14 protein-coding genes are annotated in these 23,460 nt (G+C 56.1%); 4 read left to right on the plus strand and 10 right to left on the minus strand.

Annotated features, from left to right (window positions below):
• Nucleotides 1-34: 34 nt before the first annotated feature.
• Nucleotides 35-1,606, plus strand: a complete 1,572-nt coding sequence (locus tag K0H63_RS05970; protein ID WP_434086761.1) for a M28 family metallopeptidase — start codon at nt 35-37, stop codon at nt 1,604-1,606.
• A 77-nt stretch (nt 1,607-1,683) separates the two neighbouring features.
• Here the strand turns inward: K0H63_RS05970 and K0H63_RS05975 are convergent, their stop codons facing one another.
• The 8 genes from K0H63_RS05975 to K0H63_RS06010 form a co-directional block, all read right to left on the minus strand.
• Nucleotides 1,684-9,483, minus strand: coding sequence for an Ig-like domain-containing protein (locus K0H63_RS05975; RefSeq protein WP_220067145.1), 7,800 nt, complete (start codon nt 9,481-9,483; stop codon nt 1,684-1,686).
• A gap of 135 nt (nt 9,484-9,618) precedes the next feature.
• Complete coding sequence (locus tag K0H63_RS05980) at nt 9,619-11,040, minus strand: sensor histidine kinase (protein WP_220067146.1); 1,422 nt, start codon at nt 11,038-11,040, stop codon at nt 9,619-9,621.
• A 168-nt stretch (nt 11,041-11,208) separates the two neighbouring features.
• Nucleotides 11,209-11,877, minus strand: a complete 669-nt coding sequence (locus K0H63_RS05985; RefSeq protein WP_220067147.1) for a response regulator — start codon at nt 11,875-11,877, stop codon at nt 11,209-11,211.
• A 28-nt stretch (nt 11,878-11,905) separates the two neighbouring features.
• The gene (locus tag K0H63_RS05990; RefSeq protein WP_220067148.1) at nt 11,906-15,316 is read right to left on the minus strand and encodes a two-component regulator propeller domain-containing protein; all 3,411 of its coding nucleotides are present in this window, start codon (nt 15,314-15,316) and stop codon (nt 11,906-11,908) included.
• A gap of 260 nt (nt 15,317-15,576) precedes the next feature.
• Nucleotides 15,577-16,032 (minus strand): GNAT family N-acetyltransferase, encoded by a 456-nt coding sequence (locus K0H63_RS05995; RefSeq protein WP_220067149.1) that lies wholly within the window; start codon nt 16,030-16,032, stop codon nt 15,577-15,579.
• 255 nt (nt 16,033-16,287) lie between these two features.
• Nucleotides 16,288-16,494, minus strand: coding sequence for a tautomerase family protein (locus K0H63_RS06000; RefSeq protein WP_220067150.1), 207 nt, complete (start codon nt 16,492-16,494; stop codon nt 16,288-16,290).
• Between the two features lies 1 nt (nt 16,495).
• Nucleotides 16,496-16,876 carry a nuclear transport factor 2 family protein gene (locus K0H63_RS06005; RefSeq protein ID WP_220067151.1) on the minus strand — a complete coding sequence of 127 codons (381 nt, stop codon included), beginning with the start codon at nt 16,874-16,876 and terminating at the stop codon, nt 16,496-16,498.
• Nucleotides 16,876-17,580 (minus strand): glutathione binding-like protein, encoded by a 705-nt coding sequence (locus tag K0H63_RS06010; protein ID WP_220067152.1) that lies wholly within the window; start codon nt 17,578-17,580, stop codon nt 16,876-16,878. The genes K0H63_RS06005 and K0H63_RS06010 overlap by 1 nt, the downstream gene beginning before the upstream one ends.
• Nucleotides 17,581-17,704: 124 nt before the next feature.
• Here K0H63_RS06010 and K0H63_RS06015 point away from each other — a divergent pair, with 124 nt between their 5' ends.
• From K0H63_RS06015 to K0H63_RS06025, 3 genes are all read left to right on the plus strand, one after another.
• Nucleotides 17,705-18,067 carry a winged helix-turn-helix transcriptional regulator gene (locus tag K0H63_RS06015; RefSeq protein ID WP_220067153.1) on the plus strand — a complete coding sequence of 121 codons (363 nt, stop codon included), beginning with the start codon at nt 17,705-17,707 and terminating at the stop codon, nt 18,065-18,067.
• Nucleotides 18,068-18,213: 146 nt separating this feature from the next.
• Entirely contained in the window at nt 18,214-18,849 is a 636-nt protein-coding gene (locus K0H63_RS06020) for a histidine phosphatase family protein (RefSeq protein ID WP_220067154.1), read from the plus strand.
• Between the two features lie 247 nt (nt 18,850-19,096).
• A complete protein-coding gene (locus K0H63_RS06025; protein ID WP_220067155.1) occupies nt 19,097-19,651 on the plus strand; it encodes a YfaZ family outer membrane protein in 555 nt (184 codons plus the stop codon).
• Nucleotides 19,652-19,734: 83 nt separating this feature from the next.
• Here the strand turns inward: K0H63_RS06025 and K0H63_RS06030 are convergent, their stop codons facing one another.
• The gene (locus tag K0H63_RS06030) at nt 19,735-21,765 is read right to left on the minus strand and encodes a glycoside hydrolase family 97 protein (RefSeq protein ID WP_220067156.1); all 2,031 of its coding nucleotides are present in this window, start codon (nt 21,763-21,765) and stop codon (nt 19,735-19,737) included.
• A 246-nt stretch (nt 21,766-22,011) separates the two neighbouring features.
• Nucleotides 22,012-23,397, minus strand: coding sequence for an FAD-binding oxidoreductase (locus tag K0H63_RS06035; RefSeq protein WP_220067157.1), 1,386 nt, complete (start codon nt 23,395-23,397; stop codon nt 22,012-22,014).
• Nucleotides 23,398-23,460 lie beyond the last annotated feature (63 nt).

Genomic DNA, 23,460 nt, shown 5'->3' on the forward strand with positions numbered 1-23,460 from the left:
ATAAGAAGGATACCCCGTGAACCCAACCTACCGCCTGTTTTTGGGCCTTGGGCTGTGCCTGTCTGCCCAGGCCTTTGCCGCCCCCCTGAGTTTTGATGAAAACGCATTTCGCGAAGATGTGAAAACCCTTGCCAGCGACGCCTTTGGCGGCCGCGCGCCCCTATCCGATGGAGAGCAAAAGACCCTGGATTACCTCACCCAGGCCTTTAAGTCGATGGGCCTGAAAGGGGCGTTCAATGGCGAGTATCTGCAGCCGGTGCCCATGGCGAAGATCACCGCCGATCAGAGCATGGTGCTGAAGGTTGGCGAGCTCAGCTTTACCTCGGGTGAGGATTTCACTGCCCGTACCCAGCGGGTGGTTCCCAAGGTAGAGCTAAGTGGCAGCGATATGGTGTTCGTGGGGTATGGCATCAACGCCCCCGAATACGGCTGGAATGACTATGCCGGTGTGGATGTGCGCGGCAAAACCGTGGTGCTGCTGGTAAACGATCCGGGCTTTGCCACCCAGGACCCCAAGGTCTTTAAAGGCAACGCCATGACTTACTATGGCCGCTGGACCTACAAGTATGAAGAAGCGGCCCGTCAGGGCGCCGAAGCCGTGTTTATCGTTCACGAAGACGCCCCTGCCGCCTATGGCTGGGGGGTGGTGAAAAACTCCAACACCAATACCAAGTTCACCCTGGTCGATGGCAACAACAACCAAAGTCAGGTGGGGGTGATGGGTTGGCTGCAATATGCAGCAGCCAAGCAGATCCTTGCCGCATCGGGCCAGGATATTGAAGCGCTGAAAGCGGCCGCCATGAAGCTGGGCTTTAAAGCTGTACCTTTGACGGTGAAGGCCGATTTAACCCTGAATAACCATATCGAGCGCGCCGAGTCCCATAATGTGGCTGCCATGCTGCCCGGGAACAAACAGGCCGACGAAGCCGTGGTGATGCACGCCCATTGGGATCACCTTGGCCAAATCGAGGAAGAGGGCAAAACCATTATCCTCAATGGCGCAGTGGATAACGCTACCGGCGTGGCCGGGGTGCTGGCGCTGGCAAGGCACTATGCTGCGCTGCCAGAGGCTGATAAACCCGGCCGCAGCATGATTTTTTCTGCTTTTACCGCCGAAGAGACCGGGCTGATTGGCGCCCAGTATTTTGCTGAAAATCCGCCGCTGCCTACCGCCAAGCTGGTGGCCTTTTTGAACATCGATGGCATGAATGTGGGCGAGGGCGTGGATTACATACTGCGCTACGGCGAAGGGGTATCTGAGCTGGAAGCCATGCTCAGTGATGCCGCCAAGGCCCAGGGCAGGCAGGTGAAAGCCGATCCCCGTCCGCAAAACGGCCTGATGTTCCGCTCAGACCACTTTGCCCTGGCCCAGCAGGGCGTACCCGGGCTGCTGTTTATGAGCCTTGGCGATACCGACCCTGACTACATTGCCCACAAGTACCATAAAGGCGCCGACGATTACTCACCCGAGTGGAAACTCGGCGGCGTGCAGCAGGACCTTTTGCTGATTGAGCAAATCCTTTCGCGCCTCGCCAACGGCAGTGAGTGGCCCAAGTGGCTGGAAGAGTCTGATTTCAAAGCCCGCCGCGCCAAAGATGGCCGCTGAGCTTTAGAGTGTGTAAATAAAAAGAGCGGCTTAGCCGCTCTTTTTTCATGCTGTTTTCGACGTTTTACCTGGAAGCCTTACTGTGGCTTGGCCGCTCGGCGATTTCTTGTGAATGCCAGCCCCAAAAGCAGCAGTGACCACAGAGGCATAGAGCCACCGCCTGTATCAGTTGCAGGGGGGGCCGGTTCCACCACTGGCGCAAGGCTCACGGTCACATGTACTTCACCCTGGGCGCTGCCACCAAAGCCATCGCTGACTTGATAGCGGATGATTGCCGTGCCACTGAAGCCCGAACCTGGGCTGAAGCGCAGGGTGTTGTCAGCGAGCAGTTCCACCGCGCCATTATCCGCACTGGCAGCAATCACGCTTAAGCTGTCACCATCGGCATCGCTGTCGTTTGCCAGTACGTCAATCACCAGCGTCTGGGTGTCCAAAATGGACGCTGTGTCCAGATTTGCAACCGGCAGCTGGTTTTGGCTCAGCACCGCGATAACGCCCGGATCTTCAATCACGCCATTGGCATTGCCATCGGCATCGTTGGGACCGCCGTCTTCCAGCAGCAGCTGTACGCACTGATAGCCTTCGACCAAACCGGGCTCATAGCTTACGGCGCCAACCTGCGGGCACTCGCCATCAAGCAGTGGCGCAGAGCCTAAGCTGTTGCGGCTATCTTCAGCGAAGTTAAACCAGCCCTGCGATGTGTTGTATTTGCGGTATACCGCGTCAACCGGCAATGCAGCGCCGTGGGGCAGTGGGAATACAACAGCAACTGACTGACCGGGCTGAATTTGACCACTCAGGGTAAAGTCCAGTACAGCGGTTACCTGGCTGAAGTGATCATCTTCGCTACTGGCAGCGCCGCTGTTGTCGGCAACAGACTCAGCCAAGTCAGTCATTGTCATACCGGCGCCGCTGCTGATGAGGGCGCTGGTCATATTTCCAAGGCTAAGCTGCACACCGGCGCTGGTTTGCATCGACTCAGTGGTGCTATTGACCGGTAAGCGACTGCCATCGACATCGTTATCCAGATAATCGGCAATGCCGTCGTTGTCGCTGTCGCCATAGCCTTCGATGCTATCGACAATGCCATCGCCATCGGTATCGGTTGTCGCACTCAACTCGGCCAGTGCTGCCACATTAAAGCGAATACGGCGCTTGCTGCTGAGCTGCTCGGGGGTATTCGTTTCGGTAACAATTACATCCACTGCGTAGCGACCCAGGCTCAGCTCATTCGGGTTAAAACTCATGCTCAGCCCATCGGCAGAAAGCTCGCCGCTAAAGGCCTGGTCGACCACTTGCCAGCTGATTTGGTGTGTGTCGTTCACGTTCACATCACTGATACTGAGCCGTATTTGTGCCTCGCCTGACGCCGGGGCCAGCACTCGGAGCGGCTGACCTTGTTGCAGCACCTGAGCCGAAATGGTCGGTGCCAGGTTTTGCTCAGTCAGCTGCAGTTCGGTTTGCTGGTCATCGGCGACAAAGGCATTGCTGATGCTGTTCACCCGCACCAAAAGTTCAGTATTGAGCGCCAGTCCCGCCGGGATGCTAACCATCAGTTCGCCGCTGGTGCCAGATGCTATGCTGGCGCTCTGAGCTGGCTGGGTGACGCCATTAACTTCAAGCGAGTAGGCCATGGTCACCGGATAGGCAGGCGCCTCGCCGCTTAGCTGCACCGGCACTGAATAGCTGCCACCGGCTTCAACCGTCATGGTTTTCGCCAATTTAAGTCTGGGCAAAATGTGTAAGCGGAGCATGGCAGTCGCCGTGTTGCCTGAGCTGTCGGTTGCACTCAGTTCAAGCTCATGGGCGCCGCTGACAAGCTCGCTGCTGCCGCTGTGGACTGCACTAACCTCGCCATCGACCAGGTCAAAGGCGCTGTAGTTCAGCAGTGGGCTGATATCGGTTAAGCGGCCGCTGGCATTGATTACCAAGGGACTCAATTCCTCAAACTCCGGCGCTGTGGTATCCACAATCGTGACCCACTGCTCGGCAGTAGCCGAGTTACCGGCACTATCCGTCGCCGTCCAGACCACTTTGTGCTCACCAAGGGCCAGTTCGCTCGCCAAATCAGAGCTGATGGTGAGGGTTTGGCTGATGTTGTCGGTGACCTGTGGTTCGGGCAGCGTAACAGCAGTCATTACGCCCGTGGCTTCGAAGGTCAGTGCTGCAAGCTCGGCAAACACCGGCTTTTGGGTATCGCCAATGTTGGGGTCGAGCGGCGCCGCGTCCTCTTCATCGGGAATACCATCGTTATCGTCATCGGGGTCGGCATTGTTACCGATGCCGTCACCGTCTGTATCGACAGTTTCGCTGGCATCCAGCGGGAAGGCATCGTCGCTGTCGAGCACGCCGTCGTTGTCATCGTCGGTGTCGGCATTATTGCCAATGCCATCCAGGTCGGTATCGACTGCCTCGGTGGCATCCAGCGGGAAGGCATCGCTGGCATCCAACACGCCATCGTTGTCATCATCAGTGTCGGCATTGTTACCAATGCCATCGAGGTCGGTATCGACACTTTCTGCCGCATCCAGCGGGAAGGCATCTTCTGTGTCCACTACGCCGTCGTTGTCATCGTCGGTGTCGGCGTTGTTGCCAATGCCATCGAGGTCAGTATCGAGCGATTCCGCAGCATCCAGCGGGAAGGCATCGTCGCTGTCGAGCACGCCGTCGTTATCATCGTCAGTGTCGGCGTTGTTGCCGATGCCGTCCTTGTCGGTATCGACAGACTCTGCCGCATCCAGCGGGAAGGCATCGTCACTGTCAGCTACGCCGTCGTTGTCATCGTCAGTGTCGGCGTTGTTGCCGATGCCATCGAGGTCAGTATCGAGCGATTCCGCAGCATCCAGCGGGAAGGCGTCATCACTGTCCACTACGCCGTCGTTGTCGTCATCGGTATCGGCGTTGTTGCCGATGCCGTCGAGGTCGGTATCGAGCGATTCCGCAGCATCCAGCGGGAAGGCATCGTCGCTGTCGAGCACGCCGTCGTTATCATCGTCAGTGTCGGCGTTGTTGCCGATGCCATCGAGGTCAGTATCGAGCGATTCCGCAGCATCCAGCGGGAAGGCATCGTCGCTGTCGACTACGCCGTCGTTGTCATCGTCCGTGTCGGCGTTGTTGCCGATGCCGTCCTTGTCGGTATCAACAGACTCTGCCGCATCCAGCGGGAAGGCATCGTCACTGTCGAGCACGCCGTCGTTGTCATCATCGGTATCGGCATTGTTGCCGATGCCGTCCTTGTCGGTATCGACACTTTCTGCCGCATCCAGTGGGAAGGCATCGTCACTGTCGAGCACACCGTCGTTGTCGTCATCGGTGTCGGCATAGTTGCCGATGCCGTCGAGGTCAGTATCGAGCGATTCCGCAGCATCCAGCGGGAAGGCATCGCTGGCATCCAACACGCCATCGTTGTCATCATCAGTGTCGGCATTGTTACCAATGCCATCGAGGTCAGTATCGACGCTTTCTGTGGCATCCAGCGGGAATGCATCGTCGCCGTCGAGCACGCCGTCGTTGTCGTCGTCGGCATCGGCGTTGTTGCCGATGCCATCGAGATCGGTATCCATTGACTCTGCTGGATTCAATGGGAAAGCATCGGCACCATCCAACACGCCATCGTTGTCATCGTCGGTGTCGGCATTGTTGCCGATGCCATCAAGGTCGGTATCGACTGCCTCGGTGGCATCCAGCGGGAAGGCATCGCTGGCATCCAACACGCCATCGTTGTCATCGTCGGTATCGGCATTATTGCCAATGCCATCGAGGTCGGTATCAACAGATTCGGTGGCATTCAGCGGGAAGGCATCAGAACTGTCCGGGACATTGTCGTTATCGTCGTCCGTATCGGCGTTATTACCAATGCCATCGGCATCGGAATCAAGCCACTCGCTGCCATCCAGCGGAAACGCATCGTCCGCATCCGCGACCTGATCACCGTCATCATCCTCATCGGTGTTATTGCCTATACCGTCTGAGTCGGTATCAAACTGCTCGTTAGGATCGTTCGGGAAGGCATCGCTGTTATCACCCACACCATCGCTGTCACTATCGAGCGTTTCACTCGGATCGCTGGGGAAGGCATCGGTATTGTCGTCAACGCCGTCACCGTCGAAGTCGCCATTAAAGACATATTCGATGGCACCAATATCCATTTTTGGATAAAGCGGCCCGCCAAGCTCTGGTGGGTAATCCGGATTGTATTCCCCCATTACGCGGGCATTACCGAGCAAGTCTACCGCATCTGGTGGCAGCTCGCCGTTCTCACCGGCATCGATATTGGCACTGCCAGGTACCGGGCGGTAATCGCCATTGTCCGGGGCCGCCAGCTCTACATAGCCAGAGGAAATAACGCCACATTCGCTGTCTTCTACCCAGCTGGCGCTTTGCTGCTCCCAGATTTCCACGTTACACACGGTTGAGCCATTGGCACCTTTAAGGAGCAAGCTATTGCGCAGCTGAGCTTTGCCTTCGCCAACTAAGCTTATGGTGCCGCCTTCGCTGTTAACTATGGTGCTGGAGAACAGGGCGATATGGCCATCCTCGACCACCAGTGCGGCGTTATTGCCCTGCACGTTGGCAACTAAACTGTTTTCCAAATACAGTTGAAGGCTGTCACCTGCGATGGCCGGTGCCGTCATATTCTCAATAAAAACAGTATGTAGCATTACGTATGGGCTTGATTGCACATTGATGGCACTGCCAAAAGACCTGTCGGCTGCAATCTGATTTTCTTCGAGTTGGGTCGATATGCCGTTTCGTAGCGTCAGTCCCACCAAATACGGGAATTGGGTGCTGGCAAGTCCTTCCTTCATGGCAACATGAAACACTTCATGCTGGCCCTGTGCATCCAGAATGACTTCACGGTTGCCATTGATCTCCATGCCTTTGTTTATCACCAATGGGCTTTGTAAGGTGATGGTCATAGCATCGCTGAAATCAATGATGCTCAAATCGGAATAGATTTCTCCGGAACACAAATCAATCAGCGCCTGGCGCAAACTGCCCGGGCCGCTGTCGGCATTGCTGGTGACAGTAATATGGTTAGAGACACAGGCGCGGAAAGGGTCATCATCAACCCGGCGGATCACAGATTGACCATTGTGGGTAATTTCAACAAAATCAACGACCCCATCGCCATCGATATCATCATCAACGGTATCGTCTAAACCATCGTTATCAAAATCCGGAAAATTACCATAGCTGGTCGGGAAGGGGTCGTCGGCATCGTTGGTGCCGTCGCCGTCGGTATCGTACTTTAATGGGTCGGTTAAGCCAGCGTTTTCAACTTCATCGCTCAGGCCGTCGTTATCATCGTCCAGATCGGCGTTGTTACCAATACCATCGCGATCGGTATCGACCCATTCGTTTCTATCCATCGGGAAGGCATCATACCAGTCAAAGATGCCGTCGTTATCATCATCACTGTCCCAGTGATCGGCAATGCCATCCGAGTCATTATCGCCTTGCACAACAATCCCGGCCGAACACACTTCAGGGCCGGTTATACCCGCAAGCGAACGGGGAATAACGCAAAAACGTACCTGCCAGCCCAGTGAGCCACGTGCAACATAAGTCTGCTCTGTTTCGCCGCTGATATCCTGCCATACGCCGTTGGTTAGCTTCTGCCATCGATGCGGGCTACGAGACTCCACATCATAATTGCCGCTACCTGGCGCTATGTAACTATAGTCACCCACTAAATCGACGCCGGTTGGGGCAATGGTGCGAACCCCTATGTTTGTGGCGTATGGAATATTGCCCACCTTGAACCAGTCACCACAGCGCTCTGAATTGTCATAATCCATGCAGAGGGTGACATAGTGATTGCCATCATCCGCCGTGGCCTGATACCCCAATTCGCCGTACGCAATTTGTACGGCATCACTGCGGGTTCCGGTCGCAGATCGCAGCCAATAAAAGTCCTGGACGTTAACTCCTATCGGAATATTGGCAAATAAGTAGTCTCCAACCCGCAAGCTTTTCCCGACTTTGCCAACTCTGGGTCTTATCCAGCTGCCATTGGCGTGACCTTCGCCGTAGTAATAGGCGTTGGAATGCACTGCCACGAGATAAACTTTACTTTCACTGCTTTTCCAAGCACCTGTTTGAAAGGTCGGAATACCTTCGCAGGTAGCACACCAGCTTTCGGATGCGCTGGCGCTGGTGCGGATGAAGGCAAACTGCCAGGGTTCAGCAGCCGTTTCAATCAGCTCCCGACTGGCGGCCTGTATGTTGTCGAGATTAATAAACTTGTTGTTGTCGGGCACTTTGAATTTTAAGTAGTCGAAGGTATCGCTGGCCTCCCAACTCTTGGGGGTTAGTCTCTCGACGTAGGTGCCACGATCATTGCGCCCGGTGTCAGTGGCAATAAACAGCTCCTGAGCGCGAGTGGTACTGGGGTGTGCACCAATATACTTGTTATCGTCGGGATCATAACGAACGGTACTGGCATCCCACAGGATGCTGCTGTTCTTAACTATGCTTTCGCCGGGCGTGTAGTCGACACAGGCGGTATTCATACTGTCAAACACACAGGTGTTGTAATGGTAGGTGGCAAACCAGTGCCAATAGCTGTTACTGCCAATAAGCACCGCGTCCCAACCTCTGGCTGCAACCAAGTTGGGGTACATTCTGGCCAGGGTACCCACAATGGCCTTACCATCGCCATCGGTAACAGGCGTTGCCAATTCGGCTTCGGCAGTACCTTCCCAGCTGCCTTCAATTTCAGAGTAGAGCGTACGCTGCATTTGCAGTGGCTCAAAATCACTGTTCATGTAGGGCAAACGAGGGGTATCGAAGGTGCCGCGGCTCATGGCATCAACTGGCAAAGATAAGTAAGTACAGAAGTTCTGCACATCATCATCTTCGGCGCAGGCTGCTTTATTCAGCAGCGGCGTGGCAGCCGCGCTATGCGGATAGTACTGAAAGTTTGCTTGTGGCACGGTTAAATAACTGCCACCGCGGATATTGGTATTGGTATCTCTGACGGTTTTAAATTTATTGGCAATATTGCTGATATGTCCCAGCACCATAAAACCAATGCGGCCAGCATAAACCGTATCGCTTGTCGTGGCTTCCACGCCATTTTGCTGCATTAAGCGCAGGCCAATACTGTCAAAGTCGCCCACACCGCTGGTGACTGTTGCGCCCTGATACACCGCCATATCGAATAATTGACGAAAGCCTAAACTGTTTTTAAACAGCATAGGGCGCTGCAACTGCGCCACTGTCACTGCATCGGTAAAGCTGGCGCCCAGTTCAATGGTCTTGCCAGTAAAACCGGTATGTTTTACTTCAGCGCTTGAAATCAGCAGCATGCGGCCATCGGCCAGCCGGTGCCAGCCTTCTTCAGCCACCAGGTAATGCAGCTTGGCTCCGGTTAAATCGGCGCCAAAACCATCAGTCTGGCGTACATCAAATAAAAACTGATTACCGGCAGTGATGGGCGCCGTTGGTACTATGCTGACGCCGTTGTTGAGGTTTGGGTCCTCGAAGCTGACAAACACCACCGGGCGGGCATATATACGCTGAGTCCAGAGATCGGCAATCTCATTGTTGGCGCCAATGGTTAAGGTGCCAGACTCTGCCGGAACCCCCAGCAGCGCAGGCGCACCGTTAAACTGCAGAGCAATCGCAGCAACATCTGGTGTGTTGGAGCCGTCATTGGTGGCGAAGCCCCATTCACCGCTGCCTTGGGTTATAAAGCCCGGCTTGGACGGATTTATCGCCTGCAAAAACACCAGATTATCGGCGTCATTGACCACACCGATATCTTTGGCATTACCAGAAAAGTTGACTGATTGTTTTGTCAGGCTGGCGGCGAACAGGCTGTGAGAGCTGCACAGGCCCACGATCAGGGCCATGGTTAACAAGCGCTTCATGCTGCATTTCCTTGCATAGAATTATCTACCCTGCAGTAAAACAGGCAAATGTGCAGGAAAAATGCAGAACTGACTGAAAAGTGCAGACGTTGGAGCAGCACCTAGGCGCCGCAGATGAGCGCACTCTGAGGGGACTTAGATTGCGGGCAGAGAGATGTGAATACCCAGGCCACCAAGGGGCGACTGGCTGGCGCAAATACTGCCTTGATGGGCGACAATGATGGACTTGGTCACAGACAGCCCCAGGCCAGCGCCGCCGGTATCCCGGCTGCGGGAGCTATCCAATCTGAACAGTGGCTCAAACAGCAGGGGGTGACTTGCATCTTCCACACCCGGGGCACTGTCTTCAATGCTGAGGCAGACCCGCTTATCCTCAGTGCTTAGACGCACACTGATGCTGCCCGGTGCCTCGGTATAACGCAGGCAGTTCTCAAGTACTTTCCCCAGCGCCATGGCAAAGCTTGCTTCATCGAGGCGTGCCCTGAAGGTGGGTTGTGGCTCGGAGCGGTTTTCGCCATGCCTTGGTGCTGGCGTGGTTGCATGGGTAAACGTCAGTGTGAGCCCAAGCCCTGCGGCCCGCTGCTGAAAGGGGGCCAGCACCCCCGGCAGGAAACGCTCCAGTGCCACCTCGGTAGCGTTGGCATCGAGGGTGATTTGGCTGAGCTTACTGGCAGTGGTGATATCGGATATCAGTGTTTGCAGCTGATCCACTTGTTTCAGCAGCGTCGCCATATTGTCGCCTCTTGGCACCATGATTCCATCTTTCATGGCTTCCAGACGCAGGCGAAGGGCGCTGAGTGGGGTTCTCAATTCGTGGGACACGTCGCTGAGCAGTTTTTCCTGTTTTGCCAGGGTGGTGAGCATCAGGCGGTTTCGCTCCTGCAACAGTTGCTCGGTTTCCGAGTGGGATTTTTGCACCTCGATATAGGCGCGGCTTAAGGTTAATTCACTGAAAAAGCAGGTAAACACCATCACCAGCGAGGCCAGCACAAACCGCGTCAGGCTCACAAGATTCCAGTCGCCATCCTGCCATTGTCCCAATTGACTGAAAGCCAGGGTAAAAAGCACCAGATAAAACACCGCCACCAAGGCGCTGCCCAGCAGTCGGCCGTTGAGCATAAACACGAATACCGGCAGGAAAAAGGTCCAGATAAGGCTGAAGTTTTCGGCTTGCCCCTGATATGCCAGGGCCCATAAAAACAGCATCAGAATGAGGCTGACCAGCAGCGACGTGGACTTGAGGATGCGAAGTTGTGCCGCTTTATGTTGTTTGTCCTGCGCCGCAGCTTGGCGATCATCGGTATCAACAGTCTGGCGGGGTGAACGGTTGCTCAGGCGCAGGCGAATGTAGGCAAACAGGCAGGCTGCCAGGGCGCATAAGTCCAGTGCGGCGATCTGCCACATGCCCCTTAACTGGTTGTAAATGGCGAAAACACTGAGCAGCAAAATAATGGTCAGCAGCAGGCCATTGAGCACCAGTTGCCGACGTTTCAGGGCAATGCCATTTAAGGATTCGGTCTCACTGAATAACCGGATATCGCGTAAAAATTGGAACATGTTTACCCCTGACTCCACACCTTTTGCGGCTTCGCACCTTGGTTACTCACGGGCCTTTAAGGGCTGAGACCCTGCCGTTATGCCACATAAGAGCACAGGATTGTGCAGCAATTATGCAGTTTTCGCCGGGCGTCGCGATTGGTACTGCCTTAATGGCTGTACGGTGCTTTAGCCTTCGAAGCGATAACCCAGACCATAGATAGAGCGGATCATCTCCTGCTCTGTATTAAGGCCTGCGAGTTTTTTACGCAGGTTACGAATATGGCTGTCCACAGTTCGGTCCGACAATACCCTGAAGTCACTGTAGAGCATATCCAAAATCTGACTGCGGGAATAAATGCGGTTTGGTTGGCTGTAGAGCAGGTTAAACAGCCTGAATTCCAGCGCCGTCAGGACGACAGTCTGGCCGCCAAAGCTCAGTGACAACCCGGCTTCATCCACCTTGAGGCTGGGGCCTGCGGCAGTGAGTTTGCCGTCGAGCCGGCGAAGCACTGCCCGTACCCGGGCTGTCAGCTCACGGGCGCTGTAGGGTTTGCACACATAGTCGTCGGCGCCGGTATCAAGCCCCAGCAGGCGGTCCACTTCTTCCACCCTGGCGGTGGTCATAATGACGTAAAGCTCTGAAAAGGCTCTGAGTTCACGGCAAATGCTGAGGCCATCCTTACCGGGCAGCATCAAATCGAGCAGCATCAGACTGGGCTTGTCTGCTTTCACCGCCTCGACCACGGCGCTGCCATCATGAAATACACGGGTTTGCAGACCTTCAGCCTGCAAATACATCTGCATCACTTCGGCGATGTTCTTCTCATCTTCTACGATAAACACCTTGTGGGTCATGGCGGTCTTTTGTCACCTGTAAGCTGTGTTAAGCGCTGCGCTCAGACGCATTGGGTTTGGACGGTGTGGCAGGCAAAGAGGGAACCCTGGCCGATGATTGGATACTGAGCGGCAATTGTATTTCAATGGCGACCCCACCCAAAGAGGAGGGCGAAGCCGTTATCGTGCCGCCGTGGGCGCGGACAATCGACTGGCAAATCCACAGTCCAAGCCCTGAACCAGAGGCCGTTTCTGCCCTATCGGCGTCCCCAATGTTGCTGGCCCGGTAAAGGCGGTCAAACAGGCGGGAATATTCATCGGCGGCAACGCCGGGGGCCGAATCCTGGATGCTAAGGGTTACCCAGGCATCAAGGGATGCGTCAGCGGGCTGTGCCTCTTGGGGGGAATGCGACGGCGATACTGTCAACGACAGCTGTACCTGGCCACCCTGATTTGTGTATTTATAACTGTTTTTCAGAAGGTTACCAAAAACCTGCTCCAGTCGTGCCTTATCGGCAAACACGGTCGTCTCAGGGGGCAGCTCGGGCTCACAGGTGAAGCTAACCCCGATCCCTTTTTGTGCCAGCAGGGGGCGGAAGCTGGTTATCTGCTCTTCAATCAGCGGCAAAAGCTTAAGGTGCTCCTTACTCATGGCAAGGTTTGTTACTTCCTCTGCAGACAGCTGCACTATGTCGCCCACCATGCGATTGAGATTGCCCAGGCTATTTGCCATCGACTCAAAGGTGGCATCGGTGCTTTGCAGCAAACCGTCCTGCATGGCCTCCAACTGCACTTTAATCATGGCCAGCGGCGTGCGAAGGTCGTGGCCAACTTCAGCCAGCATTCGGTTTTTTTGCTCCATCAACTCCGACAGCATCTGGGCTTTTCTTAAGGCATCGCGATGCTCAAACTGGGCCAGCTGCTGCCTTCTGGCATGGGCAAGACGCCAACGAAACAAGCCATATAGCATGGCAATCAACAGGGCAGCCAGCGGCAGCTGAAACCACAGGGTTTGATAGTATTTGGGCGCTTTACTGACCTTCAGTTGCAGCTCTGGCCCCCAGTCTGCGCCTTGCACCCTCGCTTGTAATCTCAAACGATAATTCCCGGGGGGCAGGCCTGTGTAGCGCGCCAGCCGCATATCTTCCGGGGCTGTCAGCCAGTCGTTGTCATAGCCATCGAGGCGATAGCGATAATCCACCTTACCAAGGCTACTGGCGTCGGGGCTTGCAAAGCGTACCGAGAAGCGTTGGTCGTCGGCGCCCACCACTAACCCCGGCGCCTGGAGATCGAACGGAATATCGACACTGCCAAGCTGTATCTGGGTAATGGCGACAGTTGCGTCATGGCCTGGTCGTGGGCGGGCCTCAGTGCTTATCAGCTGCATACTGTTATTGGTGGCATAGACGAAGCTGTGGTTGCCAAGAAGCGGTGTGCTGCGGCTCCAGCCCAGGTCGAGCGCGCCCTCACGCTCACCAAATTGCGCCAGCGCCAGGCCATTTTTATCGAGTAAATGTGTGTTACCCAGCCAAAGGTTTCCCGTCGGCAATGCGACTAATCTGGCCGGTACTGTCATCCGGTCTGTGATGTCTATGGCAAAGGGACTGAATCTCAGTACTGCGGCATCCTTTTCTGGTGCCGCCTTGTCAAGGCCAGAAGCTTCCTCGGCGAAGCCGGGTGCTGGCATGCGTGCAAGCGTAGCTGTGAGTTTTTCCAGCTCGTCGCTGCTCAGCCTGTCTATGCCTTCGGGGTGGGTGATTAGCAGATTGCCCTGCCTGTCACTCAGGATTTGATTTATCTGATTGTGGCGCAGACTGCCTTCGGTGGCCTGCTCCTTGCTGAAGATATTGACGGTATCAGAACCCGGAGCCACCAACCCCAGCCCGCCCAGGGTGCCGACCCAGAGCCGATTTTGCCCATCCAGGTAGAGGCAGCGAACGAAGCTGATAAAGCGACTGCCGTCGGCATTTTTTAGCGTCGACATGGTCAGATCGTCGAGGGACACCCTGACCAGCCCCCTGTCGCTGCCGGCCCAGAGTACTGGCTCTGGTCCAAGGGCGAGGTTTTTCACGAACACCCCGTCGTTTTTGGTCAGCGGCAATTGCAGTTCGTTAAGCCAATGGCCATCGGCGGTGGTGGCTATCAGGTTGCCGCTGTCACCCCCAAACCAAAAGTTGCCTTCGCTGTCTTTGATGGCGGAAACCAGCAGTTTTTGTTGAACTTTCGTATCGTCGCTGAACGGCGATGTGTGGCCGCTACTGAGACTAATTCGACTCGCCTGCTGCTCAGTCAGCACCAGTAACTCACCTTCACCCAGGTTAAGCACCTGATGAATATTGGTTGAAAACAGGTCTTTCAGTGCTGGGGCAAAGCGGTCAATCAACGAGAATCCCCGTGCCTGGGGCGGATGATATTGCAGCCCTACACCCAATACCCCAAACCACAGGGTGCCCGAGGGCGAGTTGGTGATGGAGTAAATCAAATCGCCGGCAAGCCCCTGAGGGTCAAGCAGATTCCCCTGCAGATGTTTGATAAGCCTGCCGGATTCGCCATCGCGAATTTCGACGCCCTTGGTGCCACTGAGCCAGATACGGCGACTGCCATCGGCTTCAAACGTTTCGGCAATGCCTGTGTTGATGACCTTGCGGGTCTCATCGCCATCGCCTTCGCTAAGCAGCAGCACTTCCCGGGTGGCCGGGCTTAAGAGGTACGTGCCCTGATTCTGGCTGGTGAGCCACAGGCGGTTGTCGCTGGCAAGGTACAGTCTTCGCAGCACCACCTTGTGCAGCAACTCGCCCTCACTGGCAAACAGCGCGAAACCGGCGGCGTCCTTGTCCATCCAGGCCAGTCCCATGGCGGTAGACAGCCAGAGTTTACCCTCGGCATCGAATTCGATATCCAGCAGGTAGTTGTGATAACGATCGTCGGGTTTATCGAGGGAAAGATAGGGGGTGAATTGCGCGCTTTGCTCGTTCCAGCTGTCCAGGCCCCGGTCATGGGCAAACCAGAGTCTGCCGTTGCGGTCTTTCTTTATGGCATTGACCTGATTACCGCCTATGCTGCCCGGCGTCTCGGGGCTGCGTGCAAATTGGGTGGTCTGCCGGGTGCTTAAATCGACCCGATAGACCCCCTGAGTCATGGTGCCAATCCACAAAAATTGGCCATCGGCCAGCAGGGAGCGTACATGCAGCTTCGACAGTGCCGGATTGTTTGCACTCTCAAGGGGCAGATATTCATAGCCATCAAAGCGGAACACGCCTCTGCGTGTCCCAACCCAGATAAAGCCCTGTGGGTCGGTTTCCAGTTTAAGGATTTCTTTACTTTGCAGCTTGTGATTGGCTTCTACCTGAAACAGCGGTGGGGTAAAGAGCGAGGGTTCAATGGCATGGGCGTGCAAACTGAAGGTGAAGATAAGCGCCACCGCCAACAGATGCCAGCCATGGCGTACTCTGGTGCTCATTGAGCGACTGAAAAACGATGCTGTGGGCCGCGAGTTGCAGCGCATTCTGATCTGCCGGATCACCAGAGGTTCTCTTTGAGCCAATGAGTTGAGACGCGTTATTGTTAACGGCAAGGGTATCTTGTTAATGAAGGCGGGAAAAGCCTTTACCTCTGAAGCCGGGCAAAAAGGCCGGTTAACTGAGTGAATAGCATAAGGTTTCACCAAGCCTCAGTGGCTTGTTGACTCGTGTCAGGGCCTGGTGAACCTTTTCATCTGGCTCACAGGGCCTTGGTCATAAACAGGCTGTGGGGGTCTTCGCGGTAATGACCAAAGGGGGCGCACTGCTCAAAGCCGTGGGCCAGATACAGGCGCTGGGCCGGCAGAAAGTAATCGGCGGTGCCGGTTTCCAGATACAGGCGTTTGAAGCCGAGGCGGCGACTCTCATTTTCCAGATGCATCAGCATGGCGTGGCCAAAGCCGCGACCGCGCAGCGCTCGGGTGGCTCGCATGGATTTGATTTCGCCGCTGTGAAAGTCCACCTGCTTCACGGCGCCGCAGGCGGCGAGGGTATTGCCCTGCCACAGGGTATAAAAACGGATATCACGTTGCTTGAGACGGGCCAGATCCAGCGCGTGTACGCTGTCTGCGGGGGAGTTGTCGTACATGTCTTCCAGATGTTCGTGCAGCAATCTGGCAACTGCCGGGTGGCTTAAATCATCAAGCTTGATATTCATCCCTAATACTCCATAAGTAGTGACATCCGCATTGACAAAGCAAAGGCTGTGCCTGAATTCAGGGGGTTGATAGATATAGAGTTTTAGGCGTAATCCGGCGCCATGAAGCACCTCGATTGGGAGCGGCTGCACCTTTTCGGTGCAGCACCCTTCTCACTTTGAGTGTGCTGAATTAGCTGATAAAAACGCCGGGCGGTGGCTTAAGCGGCCTGGAATGCCAATGTCGCGTCTGCCCGGCAGGGGAGAGAGTGCTGATCAGCCTTGTTGACTGTGGCGGAAGGCTTCCACCGGCAGCCCACCTATGCCCCAATTGTCCAATTCCACTTCGTCAATTACCACCATGGTGGTGGCCGGAGACTTTTGCAGCACCTGCACCAACAGCTCGGTTACGCCACTGATAAGCGCCGCTTTTTGCTCGGCGGTTACCCCTTCGCGGGTCACCTTAATATTCACGTAGGGCATGTTAGTTGTCCTTTTTCTCAATGATTTGAAACACCTTGGCGATAATTTGCCATCGGTCGTTTACCCGCACCAGGGTCAGGAAATCCACAAATTGGCGGGCCCCTATGGCGCAGCGCACCCGGGCAAAGGCCGTGTTGTCTCCGGCAAATTCAATGGCATCGATAACATCCTGACGTGGCTCCCGGCGGCTCGCCGGTGACTGCCGGGTGGCAATTACCTCCCGGTAAGTGGGCATATCCCGCTGCAGAAACGGCGTTTCATCGGCACTGGCGTAAAGGGCGTTGGGGTGAAACACGGTATCGAACAGCCGCAAATCGCAGTGATACAGCAGCTCAAAGTAGTCTGATAACAGTGTTTGCACTTCGTCAAAAGGGCTTGGCATCAGGCTGGTTCCTCTTGGTTCTGGGGCTGGCTCTGGCTGGCACTGTTTGTGGCTGCAGCCTCAGGCTGTTTTTCCGGCAGCAGGCCTTCCTGCTGCATGGCCAGTATTGCATTGGGTCTGGCGCCGATTTTTTGCCACAGGGCGAAGGCTGCGGGCCAGTCTGTGAGGGAGACCCCAATAAACTGGCACCAGTTCAGAATGACAAAGGCGTAGATGTCGGCCACGCTGAGACGGTCGCCAAGCAGATAATCCCCAGAGCAGCTCAGTTTTTTCTCAAACAATGACAAACGCTTACGCAGCTTGGCTTCGGCCTCCTTGCGCGCCGCAGGGCTAAGCTCAACACCGCTGAAAAAGGGGCTGAAGGCCTTGTGTAGCTCCGATGACAGGAAGCCAAGCCATTCCCTGAGCCTGGTGCGCTCAAGGCTTGCCACAGGCGGCGCCAGTTGGATGGGGGAAGTTTTGCCAAGCGCGGCGGGCAAATCGGCCAGAAACTCAAGGATGGCGGCGTTTTCGGTGATAACTTCACCGCTGGCAAGCGCCAGCGCCGGCACATAGCCGCCGGGGTTGATGTCGCGAAATCGCTGACCGGTCTGGGTAACGCCCCTGGCGGTATCCACCTGTTCCAGGGTGTAGGCCAGACCCAGTTCGTTGAGCACTATGTGAGACGCCATTGAGCAGGCGCCGGGTTTGAAATACAGCTTCATATGCAATTAATCCTTTAAGGCAGTTTGAGTGCTCTCTGATAATATCCATCGGAAAGTAGATTACTAGAAGTAACCTTGTTTTGCGGGTAGAATCGGGTTACCCCGAAGAAACCTGGTTACTTGTATGTCTTTGAAAGTACGTTTGAATAAAAGCCCATCGCCTCCGGCGCCCTGCATGCTTACCGAGTGTATGGCGGTGATTTCCGGTGCCTGGGCACCCAATGTGATCTGGTGTTTGCGGATGGGCCCGAGGCGCTTTAATGAGCTAAGAGTGGACATACCGCCCATCTCGGCCAAGGTGCTGTCGGCGCGGCTGACCGAGCTTACAGAGCGCGGTGTGGTCAGCCGTCATGTACGGGATACCTCGCCGCCGTCGGTGGAATACGAGCTGACCGAGCTTGGACGGGAGCTTATTCCGGCGCTGGATGCCATTGTGGAGGTTGGCCACAAGCTTAAGACCAAGGGCTATCTGGTACAGCAAAGCTGATTATCCTGATCCCAATCTATGAGCTATGCCTCCCCAAGGCGCATTGAAATCGCCCTGTGGGGACAGAAATGACCCAAAACCCGGTTTTTGTTCCGCTGCACAGATTCGGTTAACTTTTGCAGCAGTTGATGTAGCAGGAGCCGACCATGGGCAGACGATTCTTTGTATTAAGGCACGGGGAAACCCATTTTAACGTTGAGCAGAAATTGCAGGGCCACTGCAACTCGCCACTGACACCCAAGGGCCGCGCCCAGGCCCGGGCGGTGGGCACGGCGCTGAAATCCTATCTGGGGCCAGAGTTTCATTTCTATGCCAGTTCCCTTGGCCGCGCGGTGCAGACCGCCGAGATTGTGCGCGCCGCCCTTGGCAGCGCCGAAACGCCCATCATCAAAGAGCCGCGGCTGATGGAGTTCTCCCTGGGGCTGTGGGAGCAAAGAACCGTGCCCAGCATCAGGAGTCAGCACCCCGAGCTTGATGGGGCAGGGGACTGGTACCTGCACGCCCCCGAGGCCGAAAGCTTTGATGAGGTGAGGAGTCGCCTTGCCAGTTGGCTGGCGCAGTTGCCGCCAGAGGGCGACATAGTGGTGGTCAGCCATGCCCTGACCGGCATAGCGCTGCGGGGCATGCTGCTGGATTTAAGCTATGAAGACTGCTGGCGTCAGGACCTGCCCCAGGATGCCTTTTTCATCATTGAAGATGGCAAGGTGACCCGCATCGACTGCACTGTTGCTGTTGAGCAGGCTGTTGAGCAGGCTGTTGAGCAGGATCTGGCCGTGGTCTGATCTTCAGGGACACAGTTTCAGGGACACAGGTTCGGGGGCCGCGCCTCCGGCTGCCGGGGATGCCCATTTTGCGAACGCCCTGTTAATGTCGGGGTTAATTAGCTGAAGCTTAAATGTAATATCTTGTTTATAAAAGATTAAACAGGGCATTCATTCATCTTTTGTTAAGGATGTCGCCGCGACACTTGGGCCAAACCCGCCGCGCCATGGCTGCGCCCGGGTATTTCCCAAGGCAAAGGAGACATCCATGACCCTGAAACGTACTTTTTCAATCGCCACCCCTTTATTGCTGAGCCTCGGCGCGCTTTCCAGTGCCGCCCATGCCATCGATATGGGTGTGGAGCTGAATGACGATCGCGCCTCTGTATCCCTTGGCGGCCAGCTTACCCCCAGCGCCAGACTCGAAGGCGAATACCTGTATGTGGACGGTGATAATCACCTGCTGCAGAGTGCGCTGCTGTTCAGCCACAACGCCGGTTCGCACCGGTTTGAGTTTGGCCCAATGGCCTCGCGGGTATGGCTGGATAACAGCCCCAATGGCAGCATGCTGTCCCTGGGGGGCAAGTATCAGCTGGCTCTCGGTAACGGCCTGTCACTCAAGGCCACCGGCTTTGTCAGCCCCTCGGTGCTGAGTTTTTCCGGTGTTGATGGCCACTATCAGTGGAGCACGGCGGTGGGCTACGAGCTGAACCCGAACCTCGGCTTTGAGGCGGGCTATCGCCAAATCCGCATCCAGTACGATGACCACAGAAATCGCGACCTGGAAGACGGCTTTTATGTGGGGGCGAGCTTCCGCTTTTAATGGCTGAGTTAACGCTTTAATAAAAAACGCCGCAGGTTTTGCCTGCGGCGTTTTTGTTCAGCTCAGCGCGAGGCGCCCGTCGCTCACAGCGCTTTTAAGCGTACCGCCGCGCCACCACCGTCGGCCAGATGCAGGCTGAGGGTATCGCCCTTGCGTACCTTGAGCTTTTTGATGTCAATCTCGTAGGGGCGCCATTTCCATTCGGCGTCTTTGCCGTCCTGATAAATCTGCGCCTCAAAGGTTTTGCCGGGCTCGAGGAAATCCAGCTTCACTGTCACATCCCGGGCCTGCTCGTCGGTCACGGCGCCCAGGTACCAGTCGTTGCCGCTGTACTGGCGCGCCTTGCGCTCTTTACGGGCCATCACCACAAAGTCGCCTACCTCGCCATCGAGGGCAATGCTCTGCTCCCAGTCGGTGGGTACGTCCTTGATAAATTGAAAGGCGTCGGGACGTTTTAAGTAGTTCTCAGGCAGGTCGGCCGCCATCTGAATAGGGCTGTAGAGCACCACATACAGGGCCAGCTGCTTGGCGAGCGTGCTTTGTGGGCGATTGGTGTTGTCACCAAGGCCGTTAAAGCCCATGTCGAAGATACCCGGGGTAAAGTCCATGGGGCCTGCCAGCATGCGGGTGAACGACAGCATGGCAACGTGCTCGGGTGGGTTTGGCGGATTGCCCCAGGCATTGTATTCCTGACCACGGGCACCCTCGCGGGCGAGCCAGTTGGGGTAGGTGCGGCGCAGCCCCGTGTCCTTGATGGGCTCGTGGGTATTGATGCTTATCTGGTATTTGGCGGCGGTTTTCACGTTATCCAGGTATTCGCCCACCATAAACTGGCCATCGTGCCACTCGAAGCGCTCGAGGCCGTTTTCATCGATGCGTTTGATGTTACCGCCATCGGCCACGTAGCCGGTTTTTACCTGACTGACGCCCATTTTCTGGTATAAACCGAAGGCGCCATCCCACTGCTTGCGGTAGTTGCTGACGCTGCCGGAGGTTTCGTGGTGGCCTATGAGTCTGGCGCCCACCTCGCGGCCATAATCGGCAATGGCCTGGATATCAAAATCGGCAAAGGGCTGGGTAAAACTGAACAGATCGCCATTGTGGAACCAGTCGCCGTCCCAGCCGATATTCCAGCCTTCTACCAGCACACCATCAAAGCCATTGTCGGCGGCAAAGCGCAGGTATTTTTTGGTTTCATCTGTGGTGGCGCCATGCTTGCTGCCGCTGCCCCAGGTGTTTTGGTTAATGTGCATGCCCCACCAAATGCCCACGTATTTACCGGGCTCGACCCAGGAGACATCCCCAAGCTGGTTGGGCTCGTTAAGATTGAGAATAAGGTGCGAGTTAATCAGCCCTGTGGCATTGGCCGCGATTTGCAGCGTGCGCCAAGGGGTGTTGAATTTGCCGTTGGTTTTAACTGCCACCCCGTCTGACCAGGGCGTCAGCTCTGAGACAAAGGTGCCGGGACGGCGCTGATTCAACGTCATGGCGGCGTAATCCACCAGGGCCGCCTCGTGGATGGCAATATGCACCCCATCCTTGTTTTTAAAGGTAAAAGGAGTTTGCACCAGGGCGGCATCGGCAAGCTTGCTGTGCTGATAGAGATACTCGTAGCGGTTCCAGCCGCGGCCGGGGATCCACCAGGCTTCAGCCTTGTCGGCCTCCTCAACGGCAAATTCGGTGAGCTCGCGGCCGATGTTCAGCGGTGTATCGGCATTCACCTCGTAGCGAAAGCCCACACCGTCGTTAAAGGCGCGAAAGCGCACCTTATAGCCTTGTTTGCTGTCTGGGTGAGTAAAGCTCACCACAAGCTCGTTGTGCTTGTCTTCAATGATGCGCGCCTCGCCCCAGGGCTGCTCCCAGCTGCTGTCCACTGTGGCCCTTTGGCTGTCTGAGATATCAAAACCGCCCCGGAAGTTGGCGGCATTGGTAAAGTCAAACCCCAGCTTGGATGCGCCAATCACAGGCTTACCCTGAAACAGCACGGCATAGTGGGGGGCGTCATCGTCGCTGACCTTAACTTCAATCTCGCCATTGGGGGACTTGAGGCTTAAGGTTTTGGCCTGCAATGGCAGGCTGGCGGCCATGGCCAACAGCAGCAGTGAATAGCGCATTCATCATTCCTTGTAAGGTGTCATTTTTATTTGTGACCACCTTAGCGGAGGCTTGCGCCGGGGGACATAAGCTGCATACGTATTCAGGGGCGGTAAGCGCTGCCAATGGGTCGCAATTGCAGTTCGGTCCAATAGCATTTTGCTTGCTGCATCAAACCACTTGCGCGGCTTAATAAGCCTGGGTGAGAGAGGATAGACCTGAACGGGCACAGGGGGCTTACCCTGTGCCCGTGGGGGAGGGGAGCATCAGGCCGGTTTGATGTTCTGATTCATCCGCAGGAGATTATGGGGGTCGTACTTGCCCTTGATTTTGGCAAGGCGCTGGTAGGTTTCGCCGTAGGCAAACTCCACCCGGCCTGCTTCTTCTTCGGTGAGGAAGTTGATATAGGCGCCGGCGCTTGCAAAGGGTTTGGACTTGGCAAAAAACTCCCTTGCCCAGCCGATACAGCGCTGGTCGTCATCGGCACTGTCCCAGCGGCCGTGCACGTTCATCACATAGTTGGCATCGCGGCTGGAGTAGGCCATGGCATCGGCCGCCACCCGGCCGGTTTGAGCACCAATCACACCGATAAAGATTTCACACTGGGGTGAGGGCAGGCAGGCGGCGTATTCCAGAATGCAATCGATGGCGCCTTCGGCCAGCGAGGTAAAATTGTGGGACTTCCAGTAGTTACGGGCTCCCGGGGTCAGCAAGGGGTCGAACGCCTGTTGCCAGGCCTGGAAAGGCTGCACCCCAATGTGCTCACCGAGCATGGGGGCAAACTCCCGCAGCGGGGCTATTAATCGCTCGCCTTCGGCGGGATCGCCGCAGTAACACATGGCCAGTGCCACCATCTCTTTACCGTGGGCAGACTCGGGTAAAAACGGCAGCGGCGGCGCCTTGCGGGTCACCATCCATACGCTGAGCTCGTCAGGCATGGTTTGGGTAAAGGCGGCAAAGCGGGTCAGCACGGTTTTGGCGTGCTCGAAGGGGAACACCATCAGGCCGCTCAGCAAGTCCGGCCCCACCGGGTGCAGGCGAAACTCAAAGCGGGTGACTATGCCAAAATTGCCGCCACCGCCCCTGAGGCCCCAAAAGAGATCGGCGTTTTCGGTTTCGCTGGCCCGTACCAAACAGCCATCGGCCAAGAGCACCTCGGCCGCCAGCAGATTATCCACCGTCATGCCGTACTTGCGGCTAAGCCAGCCAAAGCCGCCGCCCAGGGTCAACCCCGCCACCCCCGTGGTGGAGTTGATGCCAAGGGGCGTGGCCAGACCGTGTTTTTGCGCCTCGGCGTCAAAGTCGCCCAGGGTGCAGCCCGGCCCTACGTGGGCAATGCCCTTGGCGGTATCTATCACAATGTCTTTCATCAGCGACAGATCAATCATCATGCCGCCATCGCACACCGCATTACCTGCAATATTGTGGCCGCCGCCGCGAATGGAGATGAGCATATTGTGGTCCCGGCCCACCGCCAGGGCCTCGGCGGCATCCTGACTGCTTTGGCAGCGGACTATCAGCGCGGGCTTTCTGTCTATCATGGCGTTCCAGATTTCCCGTACCTCGTCATAGTCGGGGTCGTCCGGCAGTACCAGTTGGCCTTGCAGCTTACTTTTGAGTGTGTTCAGGGTCTCGGAAGAGAGGGATGACATGGCTTGTTCCTTAGCCGTGCTCCTGGCAACGGCGGGTAAGGTAAAGTGCCCGAACGACCAAGT

Origin of the sequence: Shewanella zhangzhouensis, from assembly GCF_019457615.1 — a bacterium.
Lineage (GTDB): Bacteria > Pseudomonadota > Gammaproteobacteria > Enterobacterales > Shewanellaceae > Shewanella > Shewanella zhangzhouensis.